This is a genomic window from Micromonospora sp. HB375, assembly GCF_017872985.1.
Taxonomy (GTDB): domain Bacteria; phylum Actinomycetota; class Actinomycetes; order Mycobacteriales; family Micromonosporaceae; genus Micromonospora; species Micromonospora chalcea.
This window is the reverse complement of sequence record NZ_JAGGJO010000001.1, coordinates 5,534,254-5,556,989: the sequence shown is the minus strand read 5'-3', so window position 1 is coordinate 5,556,989 and position 22,736 is coordinate 5,534,254. Positions and strand designations below refer to the sequence as shown.

The 22,736-nt window shown below is 72.8% G+C and carries 26 protein-coding genes; 21 read left to right on the top strand and 5 right to left on the bottom strand.

Annotation, left to right across the window (positions count from 1 at the left end; translation table 11 throughout):
• Positions 1 to 182: 182 nt before the first annotated feature.
• From J3R08_RS24465 to J3R08_RS24445, 5 genes are all read left to right on the top strand, one after another.
• Positions 183 to 470 carry a GlsB/YeaQ/YmgE family stress response membrane protein gene (locus J3R08_RS24465; RefSeq protein WP_043328996.1) on the top strand — a complete coding sequence of 96 codons (288 nt, stop codon included), beginning with the start codon at positions 183 to 185 and terminating at the stop codon, positions 468 to 470.
• Positions 471 to 722: 252 nt separating this feature from the next.
• Positions 723 to 1,007: a GlsB/YeaQ/YmgE family stress response membrane protein gene (locus J3R08_RS24460; protein WP_043328998.1), complete on the top strand. Its 285-nt coding sequence runs from the start codon at positions 723 to 725 to the stop codon at positions 1,005 to 1,007.
• Between the two features lie 222 nt (positions 1,008 to 1,229).
• Entirely contained in the window at positions 1,230 to 2,522 is a 1,293-nt protein-coding gene (locus tag J3R08_RS24455; RefSeq protein WP_187694229.1) for a sugar ABC transporter substrate-binding protein, read from the top strand.
• On the top strand, positions 2,519 to 3,505 hold the full coding sequence (locus tag J3R08_RS24450; RefSeq protein WP_064448693.1) for a carbohydrate ABC transporter permease: 987 nt from the start codon (positions 2,519 to 2,521) through the stop codon (positions 3,503 to 3,505). Before J3R08_RS24455 ends, J3R08_RS24450 begins: the two co-directional genes overlap by 4 nt.
• Positions 3,502 to 4,335: a carbohydrate ABC transporter permease gene (locus J3R08_RS24445; RefSeq protein WP_064448692.1), complete on the top strand. Its 834-nt coding sequence runs from the start codon at positions 3,502 to 3,504 to the stop codon at positions 4,333 to 4,335. The genes J3R08_RS24450 and J3R08_RS24445 overlap by 4 nt, the downstream gene beginning before the upstream one ends.
• A 14-nt stretch (positions 4,336 to 4,349) precedes the next feature.
• On the opposite strand, the gene J3R08_RS24440 is transcribed toward J3R08_RS24445, so the two are convergent.
• Positions 4,350 to 5,210 (bottom strand): hypothetical protein, encoded by an 861-nt coding sequence (locus J3R08_RS24440; RefSeq protein WP_030503116.1) that lies wholly within the window; start codon positions 5,208 to 5,210, stop codon positions 4,350 to 4,352.
• Between the two features lie 149 nt (positions 5,211 to 5,359).
• Positions 5,360 to 6,145, bottom strand: a complete 786-nt coding sequence (locus J3R08_RS24435; RefSeq protein WP_209962904.1) for an enoyl-CoA hydratase-related protein — start codon at positions 6,143 to 6,145, stop codon at positions 5,360 to 5,362.
• A gap of 19 nt (positions 6,146 to 6,164) precedes the next feature.
• On the opposite strand from J3R08_RS24435, the gene hemW reads away from it, so the two are divergent.
• Entirely contained in the window at positions 6,165 to 7,388 is a 1,224-nt protein-coding gene (gene hemW / locus J3R08_RS24430; protein WP_176722777.1) for a radical SAM family heme chaperone HemW, read from the top strand.
• Between the two features lie 39 nt (positions 7,389 to 7,427).
• Here hemW and J3R08_RS24425 read toward each other — a convergent pair whose 3' ends face one another.
• The gene (locus tag J3R08_RS24425; protein WP_082931180.1) at positions 7,428 to 8,072 is read right to left on the bottom strand and encodes a DUF4870 domain-containing protein; all 645 of its coding nucleotides are present in this window, start codon (positions 8,070 to 8,072) and stop codon (positions 7,428 to 7,430) included.
• A gap of 233 nt (positions 8,073 to 8,305) precedes the next feature.
• Between J3R08_RS24425 and hrcA the strand changes: the two genes are divergently transcribed.
• The 3 genes from hrcA (at position 8,306) to J3R08_RS24410 (ending at position 11,283) form a co-directional block, all read left to right on the top strand.
• Positions 8,306 to 9,328: a heat-inducible transcriptional repressor HrcA gene (hrcA, locus tag J3R08_RS24420; RefSeq protein WP_030503120.1), complete on the top strand. Its 1,023-nt coding sequence runs from the start codon at positions 8,306 to 8,308 to the stop codon at positions 9,326 to 9,328.
• Between the two features lie 73 nt (positions 9,329 to 9,401).
• Positions 9,402 to 10,547, top strand: a complete 1,146-nt coding sequence (gene dnaJ, locus J3R08_RS24415) for a molecular chaperone DnaJ (protein WP_176722776.1) — start codon at positions 9,402 to 9,404, stop codon at positions 10,545 to 10,547.
• A gap of 1 nt (position 10,548) precedes the next feature.
• Positions 10,549 to 11,283 carry a 16S rRNA (uracil(1498)-N(3))-methyltransferase gene (locus J3R08_RS24410; protein ID WP_064448691.1) on the top strand — a complete coding sequence of 245 codons (735 nt, stop codon included), beginning with the start codon at positions 10,549 to 10,551 and terminating at the stop codon, positions 11,281 to 11,283.
• A gap of 15 nt (positions 11,284 to 11,298) precedes the next feature.
• On the opposite strand, the gene J3R08_RS24405 is transcribed toward J3R08_RS24410, so the two are convergent.
• Positions 11,299 to 12,060, bottom strand: a complete 762-nt coding sequence (locus tag J3R08_RS24405) for an SDR family NAD(P)-dependent oxidoreductase (protein WP_069087978.1) — start codon at positions 12,058 to 12,060, stop codon at positions 11,299 to 11,301.
• A 93-nt stretch (positions 12,061 to 12,153) separates the two neighbouring features.
• Between J3R08_RS24405 and J3R08_RS24400 the strand changes: the two genes are divergently transcribed.
• From J3R08_RS24400 to J3R08_RS24365, 8 genes are all read left to right on the top strand, one after another.
• Positions 12,154 to 12,498, top strand: a complete 345-nt coding sequence (locus J3R08_RS24400; RefSeq protein WP_013475524.1) for a histidine triad nucleotide-binding protein — start codon at positions 12,154 to 12,156, stop codon at positions 12,496 to 12,498.
• Complete coding sequence (locus J3R08_RS24395; RefSeq protein ID WP_069087977.1) at positions 12,495 to 13,871, top strand: serine hydrolase; 1,377 nt, start codon at positions 12,495 to 12,497, stop codon at positions 13,869 to 13,871. The genes J3R08_RS24400 and J3R08_RS24395 overlap by 4 nt, the downstream gene beginning before the upstream one ends.
• 134 nt (positions 13,872 to 14,005) lie before the next feature.
• Entirely contained in the window at positions 14,006 to 15,064 is a 1,059-nt protein-coding gene (locus tag J3R08_RS24390; RefSeq protein ID WP_030503125.1) for a PhoH family protein, read from the top strand.
• A gap of 38 nt (positions 15,065 to 15,102) precedes the next feature.
• The gene (gene ybeY, locus J3R08_RS24385) at positions 15,103 to 15,576 is read left to right on the top strand and encodes an rRNA maturation RNase YbeY (RefSeq protein ID WP_030503126.1); all 474 of its coding nucleotides are present in this window, start codon (positions 15,103 to 15,105) and stop codon (positions 15,574 to 15,576) included.
• A complete protein-coding gene (locus J3R08_RS24380; RefSeq protein ID WP_176722779.1) occupies positions 15,552 to 16,961 on the top strand; it encodes a hemolysin family protein in 1,410 nt (469 codons plus the stop codon). The genes ybeY and J3R08_RS24380 overlap by 25 nt, the downstream gene beginning before the upstream one ends.
• Positions 16,954 to 17,340, top strand: coding sequence for a hypothetical protein (locus J3R08_RS24375; RefSeq protein ID WP_030503128.1), 387 nt, complete (start codon positions 16,954 to 16,956; stop codon positions 17,338 to 17,340). Before J3R08_RS24380 ends, J3R08_RS24375 begins: the two co-directional genes overlap by 8 nt.
• The gene (era, locus tag J3R08_RS24370) at positions 17,337 to 18,233 is read left to right on the top strand and encodes a GTPase Era (protein WP_064448689.1); all 897 of its coding nucleotides are present in this window, start codon (positions 17,337 to 17,339) and stop codon (positions 18,231 to 18,233) included. Before J3R08_RS24375 ends, era begins: the two co-directional genes overlap by 4 nt.
• 150 nt (positions 18,234 to 18,383) lie before the next feature.
• Positions 18,384 to 19,562, top strand: a complete 1,179-nt coding sequence (locus J3R08_RS24365; RefSeq protein WP_113972680.1) for an acyltransferase — start codon at positions 18,384 to 18,386, stop codon at positions 19,560 to 19,562.
• Positions 19,563 to 19,568: 6 nt separating this feature from the next.
• On the opposite strand, the gene J3R08_RS24360 is transcribed toward J3R08_RS24365, so the two are convergent.
• Complete coding sequence (locus J3R08_RS24360) at positions 19,569 to 20,348, bottom strand: DUF4097 family beta strand repeat-containing protein (RefSeq protein ID WP_043331022.1); 780 nt, start codon at positions 20,346 to 20,348, stop codon at positions 19,569 to 19,571.
• Between the two features lie 102 nt (positions 20,349 to 20,450).
• Between J3R08_RS24360 and recO the strand changes: the two genes are divergently transcribed.
• The 4 genes from recO (at position 20,451) to J3R08_RS24340 (ending at position 22,734) form a co-directional block, all read left to right on the top strand.
• Positions 20,451 to 21,323, top strand: a complete 873-nt coding sequence (gene recO / locus J3R08_RS24355) for a DNA repair protein RecO (RefSeq protein ID WP_043329020.1) — start codon at positions 20,451 to 20,453, stop codon at positions 21,321 to 21,323.
• Positions 21,320 to 22,132, top strand: a complete 813-nt coding sequence (locus J3R08_RS24350; protein ID WP_043329022.1) for an isoprenyl transferase — start codon at positions 21,320 to 21,322, stop codon at positions 22,130 to 22,132. Before recO ends, J3R08_RS24350 begins: the two co-directional genes overlap by 4 nt.
• 70 nt (positions 22,133 to 22,202) lie before the next feature.
• Entirely contained in the window at positions 22,203 to 22,388 is a 186-nt protein-coding gene (locus tag J3R08_RS24345; RefSeq protein ID WP_013287960.1) for a hypothetical protein, read from the top strand.
• A gap of 121 nt (positions 22,389 to 22,509) precedes the next feature.
• On the top strand, positions 22,510 to 22,734 hold the full coding sequence (locus J3R08_RS24340; RefSeq protein WP_069087974.1) for a thioredoxin reductase: 225 nt from the start codon (positions 22,510 to 22,512) through the stop codon (positions 22,732 to 22,734).
• Positions 22,735 to 22,736 lie beyond the last annotated feature (2 nt).

The following is a 22,736-nucleotide window of genomic DNA, read 5'->3' as shown; positions in this document are numbered from 1 at the left end:
GGGCGCCGGCCGTTCGCGTACCCAGGAGATTTTCAGCCGGTGGCAGCGCTCCCACCTGCGGGTTCGCGTCAGCCGGGAGGGTGGCGGTCGATGCGGCCGGTTTCGGTTTTCGATGCGTCGGGCACTTAGCGGTCACGACAGCAACCGCACAGAACGTGCGAAATCGCTTTAGGAGGACGACCGTGGAGTTCACCGTCTGGGGCATCATCACCGCGCTGGTCGTGGGTCTGATCGTCGGCGCGCTGGGCCGGCTGGTCGTGCCGGGCCGGCAGAACATGCCGATCTGGCTGCACATGGTGATCGGCGTCGGCGCGGCGCTGCTGGGCACCGTCCTGGCCCGCGCGCTCGGCATCGCCACGCAGACCGCCGGCATCGACTGGGCCGAGCTGGCCGTGCAGGTCGTGCTCGCCGCCATCGGTGTGGCCCTGGTGGCCGGCGTCGGCCGCCGCAGCAGCGTCTCGCGTTACTGATCGACGCATCACGCGCCTCGACGGGTGCCCGGCCGCATCGGCCGGGCACCCGTCGGCGTATCGGCGCATTGAACACCGTCGGTGTGCCGGGCCCGCCCGCCGCGCCCGGTTTCGGGGAGAAGTAGCAGGTCAGGGTACGTCTGAACAATTCGTCATCGGAGTCGGTTTGGATTTCCGGGCGGTCGGGAACTTAGCGATCACGACAGTAACCACACAAAAACGTGTGACCGGATCTTAAGGAGGAGGGCGACCATGGAGCTCACCGTTTGGGGCATCATCACGGCGCTGGTCGTTGGTCTGATCGTCGGCGCGCTGGGCCGGCTGGTCGTGCCGGGCCGGCAGAACATGCCCATGTGGCTGCACATGCTGATCGGCGTCGGCGCCGCGCTTCTGGGCACGCTCGTCGCCCGGGCCTCCGGCTTCGCCGAGACCGCCGGCATCGACTGGCGCGAGCTGATGCTGCAGGTGCTGTTCGCCGCGATCGGCGTGGCCCTGGTGGCCGGTGTCGGCCGTCGCCGCGGCGTCTCGCGCTACTGACCCCGCACCACGCGCCTCGACGGGCGCCCGGCCTCACCGGCCGGGCGCCCGTCGGCGTTCGTGGGCTCTGAACTGCCCGGACGGCATCGATGTCGGCCGGGCCCCGGCTGCGATACGGTCGCCTGTGCCCTCCGTCACGAACACCCCCTGTTGTAAAGGAAATTTTCCTACTAAGGTGCGGCGGAGAAGGTTAGTGCCAAACGGCCCTGAGGGAGATATGGCGTGAACAGGTGGAAGCGGCTGGCTCCGGTCACCGCCATCGTGGCGTCGGCCGCGTTGGTGCTGACCGCGTGCGGTGGCTCCGGCGACGACGACAAGGCCGCCGACAACAGCAAGCTCACTGTGTGGATGATGGGTGAGGGCGGCGACGCCCAGACCGCGTTCCTCGACAGCGTCGAGGCGGAGTTCAAGAAGAAGCACCCCGAGACCGACGTGGTGGTGCAGTACATCCCCTGGCTCGAGGCGCCGAAGAAGTTCCAGGCCGCGCTCGCCGGTGGCGAGGGCCCGGACGTCACCGAGCTGGGCAACACCGAGACCCAGGGCTGGGCCGCTCAGGAGGCCCTGGCCGACGTCTCGGACAAGTTCAACGCCTGGTCCGAGGGCAAGGACATCCTGCCCGACCTGGTCAAGAACGCTCAGCTCGACGGCAAGCAGTACGGCGTGCCGTGGTACGCCGGCGTGCGCGCCGTCTACTACCGCACCGACTGGTTCGCCGAGGCCGGCGTGAAGCCGCCGACGACCTGGGACGAGATGGTCGCCGCCGCGAAGGCCGTGCAGGCCAAGAAGCCCGGCACCTACGGCATCGCCCTGCCCGGCAACTCCGAGCTGCCGTTCTACTCCTTCCTCTGGAGTGCCGGCGCGGAGATCGCCACCAAGGAGGGGGACGCCTGGAAGTCCGGCTACAACACCCCCGAGGCGCAGAAGGCGGTCAAGTTCTGGACCGACCTGGTGACAGTGCACAAGGTCGCCCCGCCGGCCGCCGCCGGGTGGAACGAGGTCGACGCCCGTACCCAGTTCGCCACCGGCAAGGCCGCGATGGCGTTCGCCGGTAGCTGGCAGGGCGGCGCGATGAAGAAGGACAACCCGGACATCGAGAAGGTCTGGGGCACGTTCCCGATCCCCGGCCCGGACGGCAAGGCCGCCCCGGCGTTCGCCGGTGGCTCCGACATCGCCATCTGGAAGGACAGCGAGCGGGCGGCGCTGGCCTGGGACTACATGACCGTGCTGCTGAGCAAGCAGAAGGACAAGGAGTTCGCCAGCAGCCTCGGGTTCTTCCCGGTCTACCAGGACCTGGTCAGCAGCGGTGACTACGCCAACGACAAGGTGATGGCGGCGTTCGCCACGGCCATCCAGAACACCAAGCTGACCCCGCTCACCCCGAAGTGGGTCGAGGTCAGCCGGACCAAGACGGTGACCCAGGCGATGAACAGCTCGGTCATCAAGGGCCAGAAGACGGTCGAGAAGGCCACCGCCGACGCGGCCACCGAGATCGAAAGCATCCTCAACGCCAAGTGACCACGCTGACCGAGGCCACCGGCGAGGCCGCCGCGCGGGAGACCCCCGCGCGGCGGCGCCGTCGCCGGGTGGACCACCTTCCGTACCTTCTGCTCCTGCCCTGCCTGGCGATCATCGCCGTGCTGCTGCTCTGGCCGCTCGGCCAGGTTGTGTGGATGTCCTTCCACAAGCTGGACAGCGTCCGGCAGCTGCGCGGCGACCGCGAGTGGCCGTGGATCGGCCTGGCCAACTACGCGCAGATCCTCGGCGACCCGTTCTTCCGTACGGTGCTGCGCAACACGGTGCTGTTCGCGGTCGCCAACGTGGCGCTCACGATGGTCCTCGGCACGCTGGTCGGGCTGCTGCTCAACCGCCTGGGCAAGAAGATGGCCACGTTCGTGGCGAGCTGCGTGATGCTCGCCTGGGCCACCCCGGCGCTGACCGGCACGATCGTCTGGAAGTGGATCTTCGACGACACGAGTGGCCTGGTCACGTGGCTGTTCAACAAGCTCCCGGACGGGCTGTCCACGGCGCTGTTCGGGCGCAGCGACTGGACCGGGTACGGCTGGTTCAACGACCCGCTGCTGTTCTTCGCCATCCTGACGCTCGTGGTGGTCTGGCACTCGTTCCCGTTCATCGCGGTGAGCGTGCTGGCCGGGCTCAAGAGCGTGCCGACGGAGCTGCAGGAGGCGGCCCGGGTCGACGGCGCCGGCCCGTGGAAGGTGTTCTGGAAGGTGACGTTCCCGATCCTGCGGCCGGTCTTCGGCATCCTCGTGGTGCTCTCCACGATCTGGGACTTCAAGGTCTTCACCCAGCAGTTCGTGCTGGCCGGCGGCACCCAGGACCGGTCGACGTTCATGCTGTCGATCTACTCGTACGCGGAGGCGTTCTCACCGCCGCCGAAGTACGGCCTCGGCTCCGCCATCGCCGTGATCCTCACCGTGATCCTGCTCGTGGTGACCGCCCTGTACGTCCGCATGGTGCTGCGGCAGGAGGACGAATGATGAAGAAGATCGCCCTCAACGGCGCGGGCCTGCTGGTCGCGCTCTTCGCCGCGTTCCCGGTCTACTGGATGGTGGCGACGTCGCTGAAGCCCAACCGGGAGATCTTCTCGTCCACGCCCCGGCCGGTGCCGGCCGAGCCGACGCTGGAGCACTACCGGGAGATCCTCACCGGCAACCTGATCCCGGGCGTGACGTTCACCGACTTCTTCCTCAACAGCGTGCTCGTCGCGGGGGCCACGGTGCTGCTGAGCGGGCTGGTCGCCCTGCTCGCCGCGACAGCCGTGGCCCGGTTCCGGTTCAAGCTGCGCACCACGTTCCTGATCATGCTGCTGGTGGTGCAGATGATCCCGCTGGAGGCGCTGGTCATCCCGCTGTTCCTGATGATCCAGCGGCTCGGTCTCTACAACACGCTGCCCAGCCTGATCCTCACCTACCTCGGCTTCTCGCTGCCGTTCGCGGTCTGGATGCTGCGCGGCTTCGTCGCCGCGGTGCCGAAGGAACTGGAGGAGGCCGCCGCCATCGACGGCGCCAGCCGGGCCCAGACGTTCCGCAAGGTGCTGTTCCCGTTGGTCGCGCCCGGCCTGGTCGCCACCAGCATCTTCTCGTTCATCACCGCCTGGAACGAGCTGATCTTCGCGCTGACCTTCATCAACGACCAGCAGAAGTACACGCTGCCGGTGGCGATGACGTTCTTCTTCGGCCGCGACGACACCGCCTGGGGCTCGGTGATGGCCGCGTCCACGCTGTTCACCCTGCCGGTGATCGTCTTCTTCCTGCTGGTGCAGCGCCGGATGGTCTCCGGCCTGGTCGCGGGAGCCGTGAAGGGCTGAGGGCGGCGGGCCGGTCAGGCCGCGGCGAACACCTCGGCGCGTACCTCGGTGGCCGGGTCGCCCTTCACCCGGGCCCAGGAGCCCTGCTCGGCGGTCCACTCCAGGTTGCCGAAGCGGACCTTCTTCACGCCGTGGTCGTCGGCGTGCGAGACCAGCCAGTGCGCGTACCGCCAGCCGTTGCGGTCGTCGCCCGCCGGCACGGTGAGCGCGGTCAGGTCCGTCGCCGTGGCCAGCCGGGGCAGCCCCCAGTCCAGCGACAGGCTCTCCAGCACGGCGCTGGCGGCGGCCGGCCCGCGCATCGTCGGCGGCGAACTCACCGTGCAGGCCACCGCGCCGGTCGCGTGGCCGAGCAACGCGCGGGTCAGGACCTCCGACTCGTCGGCCCACTTCTCGTACGCCTCGGGGAAGGCCGACCGCTGCACCCGCTGGGCGGCGTCGGTGACCCGCATCCGCTCCCAGCCCTTGACCTTCTTCAGCGCGGCGTAGAACTTGTTCGCCGCGTACCGCGGGTCCTGGACCTGTTCCGGGGTGCCCCAGCCCTGGCTCGGGCGCTGCTGGAACAGGCCGAGCGAGTCGCGGTCGCCGTGCGCGATGTTGCGCAGGTGCGACTCCTGGTACGCGGTCGCCAGCGCCACCACCACCGCCCGCTCGGGCATCCGGCGCTGCATGCCGATGGCCGCGATGGTCGCCGCGTTCGCCATCTGGTCGGCGCCGAGCACCACCTCGCCGTCGGCCTGCACCGTGCAGGTCCGGCTGGCCAGGGGGAGCCGCAGGTGCTCGCCGAACTGCTTGGTCACGACATAGACCGCGAGCAGCGCCAGTACGCACACCGCAACACCAGATGCCACGATCGCCGCTCGCGTCCGCACCCGCACCCCCTGTCCCGACAGTCCGACAAGCGTACGTCGGCCCCGCGCCGCCGCGTCTCGGCCGAGTGGCCGTCCCGCCACCACGTGACCGGCGCCGTGCCGCCGGGCGGGGCCCGCCACCACCGAAGGTGACCAGCCGGGCCCCGCCGCGCACCTCAGTCTCCGGCGGGCACCCAGGCGGCGGGCCGCTTCTCCCGGAACGCCATGACGCCCTCACGCCCCTCGTCGGAGAGGAAGTACCCGGTGGACAGCGCCGCCAACTCGGCGATCTCGGCCCGCAGGTCAGTCGCGGCGGGCCGGCGCAGCAGCTCCTTCGCCCCGGCCAGCGCCCCCGGCGCGCCCCTGACCAGCGAGGCGCAGTAGCGCTCGACGGCGGCGTCCAGCTCGCCGGCCGGCACCGCGGCGGTGACCAGGCCGACCTCGGCGGCGCGGCGGCCGTCGAACGTGTCGCCGGTCAGGTACAGCTCGGCGGCGGCCCGCTGGTCCAGCCGGGGCAGCACGGTCGCCGAGATCACCGCCGGGATCACCCCGATCCGCACCTCGGTGAACGCGAACGTCGCCTCCTGCGCGCAGACCGCCAGGTCGGCGGCGGCGATCAGGCCCAGCCCACCGGCCCGGGCCGGTCCGGCGACCTTCGCGACCACCGGCTTCGGGCACTCCCGCACCGCCACCAGCACGTCGCCGAGCATCCCGGCGGGCACCGTGCCACTGGCGTACGCGGCGGCGGTCTCCTTCAGGTCGGCGCCGGAGCAGAAGACCGGGCCGGTGTGGTCGAGCACGATCGCGCGTACCGCGTCGTCGGCGACCGCGTCGGTCAGCCCGGCCAGCAGCTGGGTCATCAGGGGCGTGGAGAGCGCGTTGCGGTTGTGCGGGCTGTCCAGGGTGAGGGTGGTCACCCCACGGGCCGTGGCGACTCGCACGAGAGCGTCCGGAGAGGTCATGCCGGGCACACTAGTGGCCATGCCCGGCGTCCTTCCAGAAGGCGAACCCGTCCCGCGCGACGGATCGCTGCCCGCCACCGCCCGTCGCGCCGTCGGCGCGCGCGGCTTCGGCGTGTACGTCCACGTGCCGTTCTGCGCCAGCCGGTGCGGTTACTGCGACTTCAACACGTACACCGCCTCCGAGCTGGGCGGCGGGGCGAGCCGGGAGACGTACGCCGACTCGGTGCTGGCCGAGCTGGCGCTGGCCGCCCGGGTGCTGGGCGACTCGCCGCCGCAGCGGGTCGACACCGTCTTCGTCGGCGGCGGCACGCCGACGCTGCTGCCCGCCGACGACCTGGCCCGGATCCTCGACGGCATCGACCGCGTCTGGGGGCTGGCCGCCGACGCGGAGGTGACCACCGAGGCCAACCCGGAGTCGGTGACCCCGGAGTCGCTCAAGACGCTGCGGGCGGCCGGCTACACCCGGATCTCGCTGGGCATGCAGTCCGCCGCGCCCGGGGTGCTCGCGGTGCTGGACCGGCGGCACAGCGCGGGCCGGGCCACCGCCGCCGCGCTGGAGGCGCGCGACGCCGGGTTCGAGCACGTGAACCTGGACCTGATCTACGGCACGCCGGGCGAGACGGCCGACGACTTCGCCGCCTCGCTGGCCCAGGTGGTCGACGCGGGGGTGGACCACGTCAGCGCGTACGCCCTGATCGTGGAGGACGGCACCCGGCTGGCCGCGCGGATGCGCCGGGGCGAGCTGCCGTACCCCTCCGACGACGTGGCGGCGGACCGCTACCTGGCCGCGGAGGCGGCGCTCGGCGCGGCCGGCTTCTCCTGGTACGAGGTGTCGAACTGGGCCCGCTCGGCGGCGGCGGCGTGCCGGCACAACCTGCTCTACTGGACCGGCGCCGACTGGTGGGGCCTGGGCCCGGGGGCGCACAGCCACGTCGGCGGCGTGCGCTGGTGGAACGTCAAGCACCCGAGCGCGTACGCGGCGCGGCTGGCCGAGGGCGCCTCGCCGGCACTGGCCCGGGAGGTGCTCAGCGCGGACGAGCAGCACATGGAGGACGTGATGCTGCGGGTGCGGCTCGCCTCCGGGCTGCCGCTGGACGTGCTGGACGAGCCCGGCCGGGCGGGCGCCGAGCGGGCCCGGGACGCCGGGCTGCTCGACGCCGGGGCGTACGCGCGGGGGCTTGTGGTGCTGACGCTGCGCGGACGGCTGCTGGCCGACGCGGTGGTACGCGACCTGCTGCCGTGACCGGCGCCGGCCGGCCGCCCCCTCGGCCGGCCGGCGGTGTCACTTCACGAAGTTGTAGGTCATCGGGTAGCGGTAGAGCACACCCTCGTTGGCCTTGACCCCGCCGATGATCCCGAAGATCAGCGGCACCAGCCAGACCAGCATCGGGACGAAGAACAGGATCCCGCAGGTGATGACCGTGATCACCCAGGCGAGGACGCTGGCGATGGTCCAGGTGATCTGGAAGTTCAGCGCCGCGACCGCGTGGGCGCGTACGGTCGGCGACTGCTGGCCGCGGGTCATCATCGCGATCAGCGGGGCGACCCAGCCGAGCAGACCGCCACCGATGATGACGCCCGCGGCGCCACCGAAGTGCGCCACCAGGGCCCAGGTCTTCTCGTCGTTGTTGGCGTACCCGGCCGGGCCGTAGCCGCCACCGCCGGGATAGCCGCCACCGGCGCCGTAGCCCGGCGCGCCGGCCGGCGGGGGGTAACCACCAGGGGGCGGGTAGCCGCCCGGCGGAGGCTGGGCACCGGGGGGCGGGTAGCCGCCCGGGGGCGGATAGTCACCGGGCGGGGGATACCCGCCCGCGCCCGGCGCGCCGGACAGTGGAGCGGTGGGCGGCTCGCCGGAGCCGTAGGGCGCCGACGGGTCGGGCTGGGGGCCGGAGTCCCCTGCTCCGGGAGGGCGAGGAGGTTCAGTCATGGAGGTCACGGTAGGGCCAGCGGGCAAGTCGCACCAGGGCGACACAGACCGAGCGTGACCGGCTGTTCGGCCCTGGCGTGCCGCGCGGTGTGGTGGGCCGCACCGCAGGTCCGTCAGGCGATCATCGCGTCGGTGGGGGTGCCGACGTAGACTGGCACTCGCTACAGTCGAGTGCCAGCCGCCCGGCGGATGCCGCGTGCCGGCCCGGCCGAGGTGTGTCAGGAGGTGGGGACATGGGTCTCGACGACCGCAAACTCGCCGTGCTGCGCGCGATCGTCGAGGACTACGTCGCCACGCAGGAGCCGGTGGGCAGCAAGGCCCTGGTCGAGCGGCACCAGCTCGGCGTCTCCCCGGCGACGGTGCGCAACGACATGGCGGTGCTGGAGGAGGAGGGCTACATCCGGCAGCCGCACACCAGCGCCGGCCGGGTGCCCACCGACCGCGGCTACCGCCTCTTCGTGGACCGGCTCTCCCGGGTCAAGCCGCTCAGCCCCGCCGAGCGCCGCGCCATCGAGCGCTTCCTGGTCGGCGCGGTCGACCTGGACGACGTGGTGCACCGCACGGTCCGGCTGCTCGCCCAGCTCACCCGGCAGGTCGCCGTGGTGCAGTACCCGAGCCTGGCCCGGTCCAAGGTGCGTCACCTGGAACTCGTGCCGATCTCCACCACCCGGCTGATGGTCGTCATGATCGCCGACACCGGCCGGGTCGAGCAGCGGCTCGTCGAGCTGCCCGCCCCGGTTCCCGCCGACGACGTGACCGACCTGCGCCGGCTGGTGAACGAGAAGCTCGTCGGCAGCCAGCTCTCCGAGACGCCGCCGCTGGTGCAGGCCCTGGTGGACGAGTCCGCGCCGCACCTGCGCCCGGCCATGACCACGCTGTCCACGGTGCTGCTGGAGACGCTCGTGGAACGGCACGAGGAGCGCCTCGCGCTGGCCGGCCAGGCCAACCTCACCCGGGGCGGCCTGCTCGACTTCCAGGGCTCGCTGCGGCCGATCCTGGAGGCGCTCGAAGAAGAGGTAGTGCTGCTCAAACTGATCGGCGAGACCGAGCCGAGCACCACCCGCGTGCTGATCGGCGACGAGAACGAGTTCGACAACCTGCGGGCCGCCTCGGTGGTCAGCACCGGCTACGGACCGGGCAGCACCATCGTCGGTGGGCTCGGCGTGCTCGGGCCGACCCGGATGGACTACCCCGGCAATATCGCCATGGTGAGGGCCGTGGCACGCTACGTGGGCGAACTGCTGGCCCAGAACTGACCAGTCAGGGCCGACGGCCGGTTGCGGCCGACGACCGGAGCGACGCGAGACGAACATGAGGACACCTAACGCAGTGGCCAGGGACTACTACGGCATTCTCGGCGTGAGCCGGGAAGCCTCCGACGACGAGATCAAGCGCGCCTACCGCAAGCTGGCGCGGCAGTACCACCCGGACGTCAATCCGGACCCGGAGGCCCAGGAGAAGTTCAAGGACATCAACGCCGCGTACGAGGTCCTCTCGGACGACCGGAAACGGCAGATCGTCGACCTCGGCGGCGACCCGCTCGCCCCCGGCGGCGGTGGCATGGGCGGCCCGGGCGGGCCCGGCGGCGCCGGTCCGTTCGTCGGTTTCCAGGACATCATGGACGCGTTCTTCGGCGGCGCGGCGGGCGGCAGCCGGGGACCCCGGCCGCGCACCCGGCCCGGCGCGGACGCGATCCTGCGCCTGGAACTGGACCTCAACGAGACCGCGTTCGGCGTCGAGGCGCCGATCACCGTCGACACCGCGGTGCTCTGCACCACCTGCTCCGGCGCCGGCACCGCCGCCGGCACCCACCTGGCCACCTGCGAGGCGTGCGCCGGCCGGGGCGAGGTGCAGTCGGTGCAGCGCACGTTCCTCGGCCAGGTGGTCTCCGCCCGGCCGTGCACCGTCTGCCAGGGCTACGGCACCACCATCCCGCATGCCTGCCCGACCTGCGCCGGTGAGGGCCGGGTGCGTACCCGCCGCTCGCTGACCGTCAAGATCCCGGCCGGCGTCGAGGACGGCATGCGGATCCGCCTGGCCCAGCAGGGCGAGGTCGGCCCGGGCGGCGGCACCGCCGGCGACCTCTACGTGGAGATCCACGAGCGGCCGCACGACGTCTACTCCCGCAAGGGCGACGACCTGCACTGCCGGGTGACGGTGCCGATGACCGCCGCCGCGCTCGGCACCCGGCTGACCATCAAGACGCTCGACAGCGAGGAGACCGTCGACGTCAAGCCCGGCACCCAGCCCGGCAGCACTCTGCGGCTGCGTGCCCGGGGCGTACCGCACCTGCGCGGCACCGGCCGGGGTGACCTCTACGTGCACCTGGACGTGCGTACCCCGACCAAGCTCGACGCCGACCAGGAGCGGATGCTGCGCGACTTCGCCAAGACCCGCGGCGAGGAGGTCGCCGAGCTGACCAAGCAGGGCGGCTTCTTCTCCCGGATGCGCGACGCCTTCAACGGGCACGCCTGAGGTGTCCGCCCCGCTGTTCCTGGTCGAGGCGCTGCCCACCGGTGACACGCTGACGCTGGACGGCCCGGAGGGCCACCACGCGGCCACCGTGCAGCGGCTGCGGGCCGGCGAGGAGCTGCTGCTCGCCGACGGCCGGGGCGGCACCGCCGCCGCGGTGGTCACCGCCGTCGGCCGGGGCACGCTCGACCTGCGCGTCACCAGCCGGGGGTACGCGGACGCGCCCGTCCCGCGGCTCGTCGTGGTGCAGGGCATCGCCAAGGGCGACCGGGGTGAACTCGCCGTGCAGGCGATGACCGAGGTCGGGGTGGACGAGATCGTGCCGTGGGCGGCGTCCCGCTCGGTGGCGCAGTGGCGCGGCGACCGGGGCGTACGGGCCCGGCAGAAGTGGGTGGCCACCGCCCGGGAGGCGGCCAAGCAGGCCCGCCGCCCGTGGCTGCCGGTGGTGGCCGGCGCCCCGGACGAGTCCACCGCCACGGTGGCCCGCCGGATCGCCGGCGCGGCCGCCGCGTTCGTGCTGCACGAGGGCGCGCAGGACCGGCTGACCACAGTCGACCTGCCGACGGCCGGGGAGATCGTCCTGGTGGTCGGCCCGGAGGGCGGCATCGCCGACCACGAGCTGGCCACGTTCGCCGAGGCGGGCGCCCGCACGGTCCGCCTGGGCCCGTCGGTGCTGCGTACGTCCACAGCAGGCGTGGCCGCCCTGACAGTCCTGGCCACCCGCCTGACCCACTGGTAGCGGGGGAGGCGTGGGTCAGGAGCGGAGGTAGGAAGCGCCGTTCAGGTCGATGATCGTTCCTGAGGCCCACTCGGCCTCGGGGCTCGCCAGCCAGTGCACCGCCGCCGCGATCTCCTCCGGACGCGCCACCCGGTGGAACGGGGACTGCGCGCGTACCGCCTCGCCCCGCTCTGCCTTCAGGTGCTCGTTGGTCATGTCCGTCTCGACGAAGCCGGGCGCCACGCAGGCCACCCCGATGCCGTACGGCGCCAGGGCCACCGCCAGCGACTGGGCCATCGCGTTCATCCCGGCCTTGCTGGCGCCGTACGCCGGGTTGGCCGGCTCGCCCCGGAACGCGCCCCGGGACGAGACGTTGACGATCCGGCCCCCACTGTCGCGCATGTGCTGCGCGGCGCACCAGGCCGCGTTCGCCGCGCCGACCAGGTTGGTGTCGAGCACCTCCCGCCACCGCGCCCGCCACTGCTCGTAGCTGCTCTCGAAGACCGGGTGCGGGGGATCGGCCGGCCCGAACACGCCCGCGTTGTTCACCAGCACGTCGAGACCGCCGAGCCGCTGGGCCGCCTCGTCCACCATGGCGCGTACCGCGTCGGGGTCGGCCAGGTCGGCGCGTACCACCACGTGCCCGTCGCCGGGCAGCTCGGCGCGCAGCCGCTCCGCCAGCTCGGCGGAGTCCCGGTGGTGGATCGCCACCCGGTCCCCACCTGCGGCGAACGCTCGCGCCACCGCCCGCCCGATGCCCCGCGAGGCCCCCGTCACCAGCACCGCCCGTCCCGCCATGGCGGCCATCCTGCCGCACCGGCCCGGGGTGTTAAGAAGGGCCCCTTCCCATGCCGGAGGCGTTAAGCGGGGGCCCCTCCTTACACTGCTGCGATGGACTGCCTCTTCTGCCGGATCGTCGCCGGGGAGATTCCCGCCACCATCGTCCGCGAGACCGCCACCACCCTGGCCTTCCGGGACATCGACCCGAAGGCGCCCACGCACGTGCTGGTGATCCCGAAGGAGCACTACGCCGACGTGGCCACGCTGGCCCAGGGCGCGCCCGAACTGGCCGGGGAGGTGCTCCAGACCGCCGCCGTGGTGGCCGAGGAGGAGGGCCTGACCGTGGACGGGTTCCGGCTGATGTTCAACACCGGCCCGTACGGCGGCCAGGAGGTCTTCCACGTGCACGCCCACCTGCTCGGCGGCGCGCCGCTCGGCCCGATGCTCTGCCGATGACCGACGTGTCCGACCGGCTCGGCCGGATGGTGCGCCAGGCGCAGGCCACCGGGCGGATCCCGGCGGTGTCGGCCGCCCTGCACCGCGCCGACCGGCCGCTCTGGACCTGCGCCGTGGGCGACACCGGCAACGACACCCCGCTGGGGCCGGAGACGGTGTTCCGGATCGGCTCGGTCACCAAGACGTTCACCGCGGTACTCGTCATGCAGTGCCGCGACGAGGGCCTGCTCGACCTGGACGACCCGGTCGGGCGGCACCTCGACCTGCCGGCGCACGGCGAGCTGACCGTACGCCGGCTGCTGTCGCACACCGCCGGCCTGCAACGCGAGCCCCACGGCGACGTGTGGGACAGCCTGCGCGCCCCGGCCGTGGAGGAGCTGCTGGCCGATCTGGCCCGGGTCGAGCGGGTGCTGCCCACCGGGCGGCGCTTCCACTACTCCAACCTCGGCATGGCCCTCCTGGGCGAGATGGTGGCCCGGCTGCGCGGCGGGACCTGGGCCGAGGTGCTGGCCGACCGGGTCCTCGTCCCGCTCGGGCTGACCGCCACCGGCCCGGCCCCGACCGAGCGTGCCGCGACCGGGTTCCTGGTCGACGCGTACTCCGACGAGGCCCACCCGGAGCCACCGGCCGACTTCGGCGCGGTGGCCCCCGCAGCCCAGCTCTGGAGCACCGCGCCGGACATGGCCCGCTGGGCCGCCTTCCTGGCCGACCCGGCGGCGCTCGACCCGGACGGCGCGGTGCTCGCCGCGGCCACCGTCGAGGAGATGCGCTGGCCGCTCACCACCACCGACGAGTCGGTCTGGACGGCCGGCTTCGGCCTCGGGCTGATCCTGGTGCCGCAGCCCGAGCGGGTGACCCACGTGGGGCACGACGGCGCGATGCCCGGATTCCTCGCCGCCGTCTACGGGCGGCGCGGCGGGCAGGGCACCGCCGGGGCGATGGGCGCCGCGGTGCTCGGCTCGTCCGGCGCCGGCGTGGAGGTGTTCGACCTGGCGCACCGGCTGCTCGCCGCCGCCGCCGAGCACGACCCGGCGGAGATCGAGCCGTGGCGTCCCGGCCCGCCCGCGCCGGCGCACCTGCGCGGCATGCTGGGCCGCTGGTGGGGCGAGGGTTTCGAGTACGTCTTCTCCTGGCACGACGGGACGCTGCGGGCCCGGGGCGCGGACGACCCGGCCGGGAAGCCGCCGGCGGTGTTCGCGCCGCTGCCGGACCGGCCGGACGTGTTCCGCACGGTCTCCGGCCGCGAGGTGGGGGAGCTGCTGCGGCTCACGCGCGACGAGCACGGCGTGGTGGTCCGGATGCACTGGGCGACCTACCGCTTCACCCGCCGCCAGGAGACCTTCGACGGGTACGACTTCCGCGCCGGTGACTGATCGCCGAGCGCCGGAAATGGGCGCGGTGTGCGCGGTGCCGACCCGATACGATGGGAGGTAACCGTACGCCGCGCCAGCAGGGCCCGGCACAGAGAAGCGGAGAGCAGGTGGCGCAGGGCCCGACGGCCCGACCTATGACCGGCACCCCACCTCCCGGCACGCCGCGCGTGCAGACCAGGATCACGGTCGGAGACCAGAAGATCATGGTGAACCTGCTCGGCGCGGGCGACGAGATCCTGCGACTCGTCGAGCGTTCGGTCAACAGCGACGTCCACGTGCGCGGCAACGAGATCACCATCACCGGCGCGCCCGCCGACAACGCCCTCGCCGAGCGTCTCTTCAGTGAGCTGCTCGAACTGATCGAGAAAGGCGAGACCCTGACCACAGACGCGGTACGGCGTACCGTCGGCATGCTCGAGCAGGGCGGCGCCGAGCGGCCCGCCGAGGTTCTGACGCTCAACATCCTCTCCCGGCGCGGCCGCACCATCCGTCCCAAGACGCTCGGGCAGAAGAAGTACGTCGACGCGATCGACGCGCACACCATCGTCTTCGGCATCGGGCCGGCCGGCACCGGCAAGACCTACCTCGCGATGGCGAAGGCAGTGCAGGCGCTGCAGGCCAAGCAGGTCAACCGGATCATCCTGACCCGCCCGGCGGTCGAGGCGGGGGAGCGGCTGGGCTTCCTGCCCGGCACCCTGAACGAGAAGATCGACCCCTACCTGCGCCCGCTCTACGACGCGCTGCACGACATGCTCGACCCGGAGACCATCCCGAAGCTGATGGCCGCCGGGACGATCGAGGTCGCGCCGCTGGCATACATGAGGGGCCGCACGCTTAATGACGCGTTCATCATCCTGGACGAGGCGCAGAACACCACGCCCGAGCAGATGAAGATGTTCCTCACCCGGCTCGGCTTCGGCTCCAAGATCGTCGTCACCGGTGACGTCACCCAGGTGGACCTTCCCGGCGGGACGACCAGCGGCCTGCGCGTGGTCCGGGAGATCCTGAACAACGTCGAGGACGTGCACTTCGCCCAGCTCTCCAGCTCCGACGTGGTCCGCCACAAGCTGGTGGGTGAGATCGTCGACGCGTACGCCCGCTGGGACGCCGAGCGGGAGAACCAGCAGGCCCAGAGCGTGCACGCCGTACCCGGGCGGACCGCCCAGGGCGGCCGGGCCGGCCGGCGCCGCTGACCACCGGCGCAAGCCGTCACACCATCAGAGGAAGACAGTTGTCCATCGAGATCGCCAACGAGTCGGGTGTCGAGGTCGACACCGACGCCGTGCTCGCCGTCGCGCGGCACGCCCTCGACGAGATGGGGGTCAACCCCCTCGCCGAGCTGTCCGTGCTGCTCGTCGACATCGAGTACATGTCGGAGCTGAACCACCGCTGGATGGGCGGCGACGGCCCGACCGACGTGCTCGCCTTCCCCATGGACGAGGGCAGCGTCGACCACGGCCCGGGCGAGAGCGCCCCGGCCGGCGGTGAGCCGGCCCTGCTCGGCGACATCGTGCTCTGTCCGGAGGTGGCGGCCAAGCAGGCCGCCGTGGCCGGGCACTCGGCGGCCGACGAGCTGCACCTGCTCACCGTGCACGGCGTGCTGCACCTGCTGGGCTACGACCACGCCGAGCCCGAGGAGGAGCGGGAGATGTTCGGTCTCCAGGCCCGGCTGCTGGCCAGCTGGCGGTCGACCCGGTCGCGGTGATGGACACCTTGGCGGCGGTCCGCGCGCCCGCCGGCCTGCCCGATCTTCAACTCCTGGTCTTCGCCGCCGGGCTGGTGGTCCTCGCCGGCCTGATCGCGATGACCGAGGCGGCGCTCGCAGCGGTCTCCCCGGCCCGCGCCGCGGAGCTGACCCGGGACGGGGCGCGCGGCGGGCGGGCCCTGCAGGTGGTCGCCGGTGACGTGGTCCGCCATCTGAATCTGCTGCTCCTGCTGCGGCTGCTGGCCGAGCTGACCGCCACCACGCTGGTCGCGCTGGTGGCTGTGGACACGTTCGGCGCGGGCTGGCGGGCGGCGCTGGTGACCGCCGGCGCGATGACGGTGGTGAGCTTCGTGGTGGTCGGGGTCGGGCCGCGCACGATCGGCCGCCAGCACGCGTACGCGGTCGGCCGGGCGGTCGCGCCGCTGGTGCGCTGGCTGGGCCGCGCGCTCAACCCGCTGGCGTCGCTGCTGATCCTGATCGGCAACGCGGTCACCCCGGGCAAGGGTTTCCGCGAGGGGCCGTTCGCGACCCAGGTGGAGCTGCGGGAACTGGTCGACCTGGCCGAGCAGCGCGGCGTGGTGGAGCACGGCGAGCGCCAGATGATCCACTCGGTCTTCGCGCTCGGCGACACCATCGCGCGCGAGGTGATGGTGCCGCGTACCGAGATGGTGTGGATCGAGGAGCGCAAGACGCTCGCCCAGGCGCTGGCGTTGTTCCTGCGCTCCGGGTTCAGCCGCATCCCGGTGATCGGCGAGAACGTCGACGACGTGCTCGGCGTGCTCTACCTCAAGGACCTGATCCGGCGGGTGCAGGGCGACCAGGGCGCCCGGCAGATGCCGGTGGCCGAGCTGATGCGCCCGGCCACGTTCGTGCCGGAGTCCAAGCCGGTGGACGACCTGCTCTCGGAGATGCAGGCGGCCCGCAACCACCTGGTCATCGTCGTGGACGAGTACGGCGGCACCGGCGGGCTGGTCACCATCGAGGACATCCTGGAGGAGATCGTCGGGGAGATCACCGACGAGTACGATGTCGAGCGCCCGCCGGTCGAGCATCTGCCGGACGGGGCCGTGCGGGTGACCGCGCGGCTGCCGGTGGAGAATCTGGGCGAGCTGTTCGACACCGAGCTGCCCACCGACGAGGTGGAGACGGTCGGTGGCCTGCTGGCGCAGGCGCTCGGCCGGGTGCCCATTCCGGGCGCCGAGGCCGAGGTGGCCGGCCTGCGGCTGATGGCCGAGGGCACCACCGGCCGGCGCAACCGGATCGACACGGTTCTGGTGAGCCGCGTCGACCGGGGCGACGCGCCGGAGGGCGCGAACCGAAACGACCCGCCCGATTCCCGTGGCGACAACAACCGTTCCGAGGAGAGGCAATCCGCCGATGCCTGAGACACCCGCCGTGCCCGCTGCCCTGCCCACCCCGGCCGATCCGGCCGAGCTGAGCGCCGAGGACGCCAAGCTCGTCGTGCTGGCCCGGGGCGCGCGGGGCCGGGTGGCGGCAGTGGAGGGCGCCGCGGTCCGCGACCAGGACGGCCGGACGTACGCGGCGGCGAGCGTTGCGCTGCCGTCGTTGACGCTCACCGCGCTTCAGCTGGCTGTCGCTTCGGCGGTGGCGGCGGGCGCGAGCCGGCTGGAGGCCGCTGTGGTGGTGACCGAGGCGTCGACGCTGGACGGGGCGGGGCACGCGGCGGTGCGTGACCTGTCCGCCGACGCGCCGATCCACGTGGCCGCGCCGGACGGCGCCGTGCTCGGCACGGTGGTCGAGTGACCACGCCTGAGGCGCGTCCCTACCGGGCCGGTTTCGCCTGTTTCGTCGGGCGGCCGAACGCCGGCAAGTCGACGCTCACGAACGCGATCGTCGGCACCAAGATCGCGATCACCTCGAACAAGCCGCAGACCACCCGGCACATCATCCGGGCGGTGCTGCACCGGCCGGACTCGCAGCTCGTGCTGGTCGACACCCCGGGCCTGCACCGCCCCCGCACGCTGCTGGGGGAGCGCCTCAACGACCTGGTCCGGGAGACGTGGAGCGAGGTCGACGTGATCGGCCTGTGCGTGCCGGCGAACGAGCCGGTCGGCCGGGGCGACCGTTTCATCACCGGCGAGCTGGCGAGCCTGAAGGCCACCGTGCTGGCGGTGGTGACGAAGACCGACCTGGTGGACAAGAAGCGGCTGGCCGAGCAGTTGCTCGCAGTCAGCGAGCTGGGCGAGTTCGCCGCCGTGGTGCCGGTCAGCGCGGTCTCCGGGCACCAGGTCGACACGCTCGTCGACGTGATGACCGGCTACCTGCCGCCCTCGCCGCAGCTCTACCCGGACGACATGCTCACCGACGACCCGGAGCAGGTCCTGGTGGCGGAACTGGTCCGCGAGGCGGCGCTGGAGGGCGTACGCGACGAGCTGCCGCACTCCATCGCGGTGGTGGTCGAGGAGATGATCCCGGAGGGCAACCTCACCAAGATCTACGCCGACGTGTACGTCGAGCGGTCGAGCCAGAAGGCCATCGTCATCGGCCACCGGGGCAGCCGCCTCAAGCACGTCGGCACCACCGCCCGGCGGCAGATCGAGGAGCTGCTCGGCACCCGGGTCTACCTCGACCTGCACGTACGGGTGGCGAAGGACTGGCAGCGCGACCCGAAGCAGCTGCGCAAGCTCGGCTTCTGAGCCCTCGGCCGGGCGTGCTCGGCGACGAGTGATCAGGATCAGTCAGGCCTATGGGACATCTCACTTTTCATAGGCGTCTGTGGTTGTTTCGAGGTGTCCGGGAGCAGGGTAGGGACCATTGTCTCTGCCCCCGGACCCCGCCGCGAGCTGATGCGAAACCGCTATCTGGACCTGCTGCGCTTCCTGGCCATCCTCCGAGTCGTCACGTACCACGTCACCGGCTACGCCACGCTCACGCTGGTGTTCCCGGCGATGTCGGTGATGTTCGCCCTGGCCGGGTCGCTGATGGCCGCGTCGCTGGACCGCAGCGGGGTGGGCGCGGTCGGGCGGCGGCTGCGCCGGCTGCTGCCGTCGCTGTGGGTGGTCGCCGCCGTCTTCGTGCCGGCCATGCTGCTCACCGGGCTGGCGTTCGGCCCGAAGGTGCTGCTCTGGCTCTTCCCGATCAGTGACCCACCGGCCAACTACTGGGGCGGGCTGGCGCTCAGCCCGATCTGGTACCTGCGGGACTACCTGTGGTTCGTGCTCGCCTCACCGTTCGTGCTGTGGCTGTTCCGCCGGGCGCCGCTGCCCACGCTGGCCGCGCCGTACCTGCTCCTGGTCGCGATCGAGGCCGGCATCCTGGCGAACCCGCCGACGGTGCTGCGCGAGTTCGGCCTCTACTTCGGCGCCTGGCTGCTCGGCTTCGCCCACCACGACGGGCTGCTGCGCCGGATGCGCAACCGGGTGCTGCTGCCGGTGGCCGCCGTCGTCGGCGCGGCCGGCCTGGCCTGGATCTTCACCCATCCCGGCCCGCGCGGGTACGACATCAACGACATCCCGCTGGGCAACGCGCTCTGGTCGGCCGCGTTCATCCTGGTCACGATCGGCCGCGCGCCGGCCGGGGTGACCTGGGTCGACCGCGTGCCGGCGCTCGGCCGCGCGGTGACGGTGGTGAACCGGCGCGCGCTGACCATCTACCTCTGGCACATGCCGTTCGTGGTGGCGCTCACCCCGCTCGTCGGCCTGGTCGGCTGGTCGCCACGCGACCCGGTCGGCCTGTGGCTGCGGGTGGGGCTGGTCTTCGCGCTGGTCGGCGTGGTGACGCTGATGGTCGGCTGGGTCGAGGACGTGGCCGCCCGGCGTACCCCGGAACTGCTTCCCGGCAGGCCGCGGCGGACCGTGGCGGAGCGGGCGGCGGCCGCCCCGGCCAGCCCGGCTCCCGCCGGCGCCCAGGACGGGCTGGTGGGCGCCGGCGCCCGGATCCCGTCGCCGCGCCGCGCGGTGGACCGGGCGGACGACCCGCCGCCGGGCGCGGGCGGCCACCGGCGGGACGCCCCGGCCGCCGACTGACCGCGCTCAGCGGCTGGTGACCGTCACGTTCCCGCTGGTGGCGGAGACGTCCAGCAGCACTGACGCGCCCGGGTCGTCGGTCACCGTCACGTCGGTGTCCCCGGATCTCGCCTCGGCCCGCACCCGGTAGCGGCCGGCCGGCACGGCCAGGTCCACGTCCCCGCTGGTGGCGTGCAGCCGGGCCGGAGCGGGCTGGTCCAGTTCCACGACGACGTTGCCGGAGGTGGTCTCGGCGTCGACCGCGGAGGCGAGGCGCCGGGCCTCGATGTCGCCGGAACGGGCCCGCAACCGCACCGGGCGGGCCGCCTCGACCACCCGGATGTTGCCGGACGTGGACGACGCGCGGACCTCTCCGGTGGCGCCCCGGATGGTCAGGTCGCCGGAGCTGAGCGTGAACTCCACCGCCCCGATCTCGGTCAGGTCGACGTTGCCCGAGGCGGTCCCGCCCTTCACCGCCACGCCGGGCGGCGCGGTCACCTCCCAGGAGATGCTGCACCGGTGACCGCAGTCGGTGGGCAGCACGAGTTCGTCGCCCTTGATCTCGTACCGGCTGGTCGGCTCGTCGCCCTGGTAGCGGACGACGCGCTTGATCCGTACCTGGTCGGCCGGGCCGTTGGCCCGGACCACGACGTCCCCGGAGCCGTCTTCCGTCACGGTGATCCGGGTGATCTTCGCCTGCTCGGTGTGGTCGTAGTCGAGCCGGCGGAACGAGAGGGTGTCACACCCGGAGAGAACGATGAGCGTGGCGGCAGCGGTCGCGGCCACCGCGGTACGGAGCGAAGCCATGGCCAGCACACTAGGTCCGGCCCGGCGCCCGGCACATCGGGGATCGCCCGCCGGTCCACCCCGAGCCGACCCTGAGATCGCACCCGGAGGGAGAATGGCCTGATGGCCGGGTACCGCCGACAGCTCTACCGCGACGACGCGGTGGTGTTGCGTGTGCAGAAGCTGGGCGAGTCCGACCGGATCATCACGCTGTTCACCCGCCGGCACGGCCGGTTGCGCGCGGTGGCCCGGGGCGTGCGGCGCACCACGAGCCGGTTCGGCGCCCGGCTGGAGCCGTTCGGGCACGTCGACCTCCAGCTCGCCGGTGACCCCAAGGGCAACCAGGGCAGCTCGCTGCACACCGTCAGCCAGGTCGAGGCGATCGAGCTGTACGGCAAACGGTTCCTCGGCGACTACCCCCGCTACACGGCCGCCAGCGCGATCGCCGAGACCGCCGAGCGGCTCACCCCGGTCGAGCGCGAACCGTCGCTGCGGCTGTTCCAGCTCACCCTCGGCGCGATGAAGTCGTTGGCCCGCGGCGAGCACGCCACCACGCTGGTGCTCGACGCGTACCTGCTGCGCGGCATGGCGTTCGCCGGCTGGGCGCCGGCGCTCGCCGCCTGCGCGGTCTGCGGCGAGCCGGGCCGGCACCGCGCGTTCTCCGTACCGGCCGGCGGCGCCGTCTGCCCGGACTGCCGGCCCCCCGGCGCCGCCCACCCCGCGCCCGCCACGCTGGAGCTGATGTCCGCGCTGACCTCCGGCGACTGGGGGTACGCCGACGCGGCCGAGACCGGCGTACGCCGGGAGTGCAGCGGGCTGGTCGCGGCGCACCTCCAGTGGCATCTGGAACGCGCGCTACGCTCGCTGCCGCTGGTCGACCGGGGCGCCCCGGCGGCCGGCGCGGTCCCGTCGCCCGGCGGCGCGGGACCGGATGTGGCCCCGCCGCGCTCCGGCGCCGGGCCCGTCGCCGGTGTGAACAGGGAGATGACCGAGTGATCCGATCGACGAGGGCGACCCGCCGCGAGCCGGTCCCGCCGACCCCGCACCCCTCCGGGGCCCGTCCGCCGGCGCTGCCGCCCGCCGCGGTGCCCCGGCACGTCGCCATCGTGATGGACGGCAACGGCCGCTGGGCCAAGGAGCGCGGCCTACCCCGCACCAAGGGGCACGAGCAGGGCGAGCACAGCCTCTTCGACACCGTCGAGGGCGCGATCGAGATGGGCATCCCCTACCTGTCGGCGTACGCGTTCTCCACCGAGAACTGGCGGCGCTCGCCCGACGAGGTCCGCTTCCTGATGGGCTTCAACCGCGACGTCATCCGTCGCCGCCGCGACCAGCTCGTCGACCTGGGCGTACGGGTGGTCTGGTCGGGCCGCGCGGGCCGGCTGTGGAAGAGCGTCATCTCCGAGCTGCAGACCGCCGAGGAGATGTCGCGCGGCAACTCGACGCTGACGCTGCAGTTCTGCGTCAACTACGGCGGCCAGGCGGAGATCGCCGACGCCGCCGCCGGGATCGCCCGCGACGTCGCCGCCGGCAAGCTGGACCCGGCCAAGGTGAACGAGAAGACTGTCGCGCGGTACCTCTACCACCCCGAGGTGCCCGAGGTCGACCTGTTCCTGCGCCCCTCCGGCGAGCAGCGCATCTCCAACTTCCTGCTCTGGCAGACCGCGTACGCCGAACTGGTCTACCTGGACACGCTCTGGCCCGACTTCGACCGCCGCCACCTCTGGTACGCCTGCGAGCTGTACGCCCAGCGCGACCGCCGCTTCGGCGGCGCCCTGCCCAACCCGGTCGCCCCGGGCGCCTGAGGGGGCAGGCTTACCGGCGCGCCGCTCTGGGTACCGATACCTCCAGACAGCAAACGCGGAGGTGAACCACATGATTCAGAAGCGGATCGCGCAGTGGGCGGTCATGGCGGTCGCCGTGCCGCTGGCGGCGGCCGGCGCGCGCCGGCTCAGCCACACCCTGGAGGCCCGTCGCGGCCCGTCCGGGGTGAGCCGTCTGCTGACCAAGGGCGCCGACCTGATCCGGCCGCAGAAGGCCAGGCGTCGCCGGTTCTTCTGACCTGCGACGTCGGCCCGACCGGTACGCCCCGCATCCGGCTTTCCCGCCGGGCGCGGGGCGTTGCGCTCTACGATCGGCGCAGGGCGCGCCGCCGGGTGCGCGCCCGCCACGGGGGTGGAGGATGCGCGATCTCCGGTACGAGATGACTGCTTCCCTGGCCGCCGCCGACCTGGTGGAACCGGACCGCCGGGACGCGGTCGCCGGGCTGTGCGCCGAGCTGGCCGAGCGGTGGTGCGCCGAACTGGGGCACACCCCGGCGGTCCGCTCCGGCGAGATCGGCGAACTGGCGGCCGGCGAGCCGGCGGCCGGCTGGGCGCCCGACCCGCACGCCCAGCGGGCCTGGTGAGG

What these genes read in the sequence shown, in the direction of transcription:
- J3R08_RS24460 (WP_043328998.1), top strand. Translation starts at nt 723, where the DNA reads ATGGAGCTCACCGTTTGGGGCATCATCACGGCGCTGGTCGTTGGTCTG.
- J3R08_RS24445 (WP_064448692.1), top strand. Translation starts at nt 3,502, where the DNA reads ATGATGAAGAAGATCGCCCTCAACGGCGCGGGCCTGCTGGTCGCGCTC.
- J3R08_RS24435 (WP_209962904.1), bottom strand. Translation starts at nt 6,145, where the DNA reads ATGACCTCTCCGGACGCTCTCGTGCGAGTCGCCACGGCCCGTGGGGTG.
- hemW (WP_176722777.1), top strand. Translation starts at nt 6,165, where the DNA reads ATGCCCGGCGTCCTTCCAGAAGGCGAACCCGTCCCGCGCGACGGATCG.
- J3R08_RS24425 (WP_082931180.1), bottom strand. Translation starts at nt 8,072, where the DNA reads ATGACTGAACCTCCTCGCCCTCCCGGAGCAGGGGACTCCGGCCCCCAG.
- hrcA (WP_030503120.1), top strand. Translation starts at nt 8,306, where the DNA reads ATGGGTCTCGACGACCGCAAACTCGCCGTGCTGCGCGCGATCGTCGAG.
- J3R08_RS24405 (WP_069087978.1), bottom strand. Translation starts at nt 12,060, where the DNA reads ATGGCGGGACGGGCGGTGCTGGTGACGGGGGCCTCGCGGGGCATCGGG.
- J3R08_RS24400 (WP_013475524.1), top strand. Translation starts at nt 12,154, where the DNA reads ATGGACTGCCTCTTCTGCCGGATCGTCGCCGGGGAGATTCCCGCCACC.
- J3R08_RS24395 (WP_069087977.1), top strand. Translation starts at nt 12,495, where the DNA reads ATGACCGACGTGTCCGACCGGCTCGGCCGGATGGTGCGCCAGGCGCAG.
- J3R08_RS24390 (WP_030503125.1), top strand. Translation starts at nt 14,006, where the DNA reads ATGACCGGCACCCCACCTCCCGGCACGCCGCGCGTGCAGACCAGGATC.
- J3R08_RS24375 (WP_030503128.1), top strand. Translation starts at nt 16,954, where the DNA reads ATGCCTGAGACACCCGCCGTGCCCGCTGCCCTGCCCACCCCGGCCGAT.
- J3R08_RS24365 (WP_113972680.1), top strand. Translation starts at nt 18,384, where the DNA reads ATGCGAAACCGCTATCTGGACCTGCTGCGCTTCCTGGCCATCCTCCGA.
- J3R08_RS24360 (WP_043331022.1), bottom strand. Translation starts at nt 20,348, where the DNA reads ATGGCTTCGCTCCGTACCGCGGTGGCCGCGACCGCTGCCGCCACGCTC.
- recO (WP_043329020.1), top strand. Translation starts at nt 20,451, where the DNA reads ATGGCCGGGTACCGCCGACAGCTCTACCGCGACGACGCGGTGGTGTTG.
- J3R08_RS24345 (WP_013287960.1), top strand. Translation starts at nt 22,203, where the DNA reads ATGATTCAGAAGCGGATCGCGCAGTGGGCGGTCATGGCGGTCGCCGTG.
- J3R08_RS24340 (WP_069087974.1), top strand. Translation starts at nt 22,510, where the DNA reads ATGCGCGATCTCCGGTACGAGATGACTGCTTCCCTGGCCGCCGCCGAC.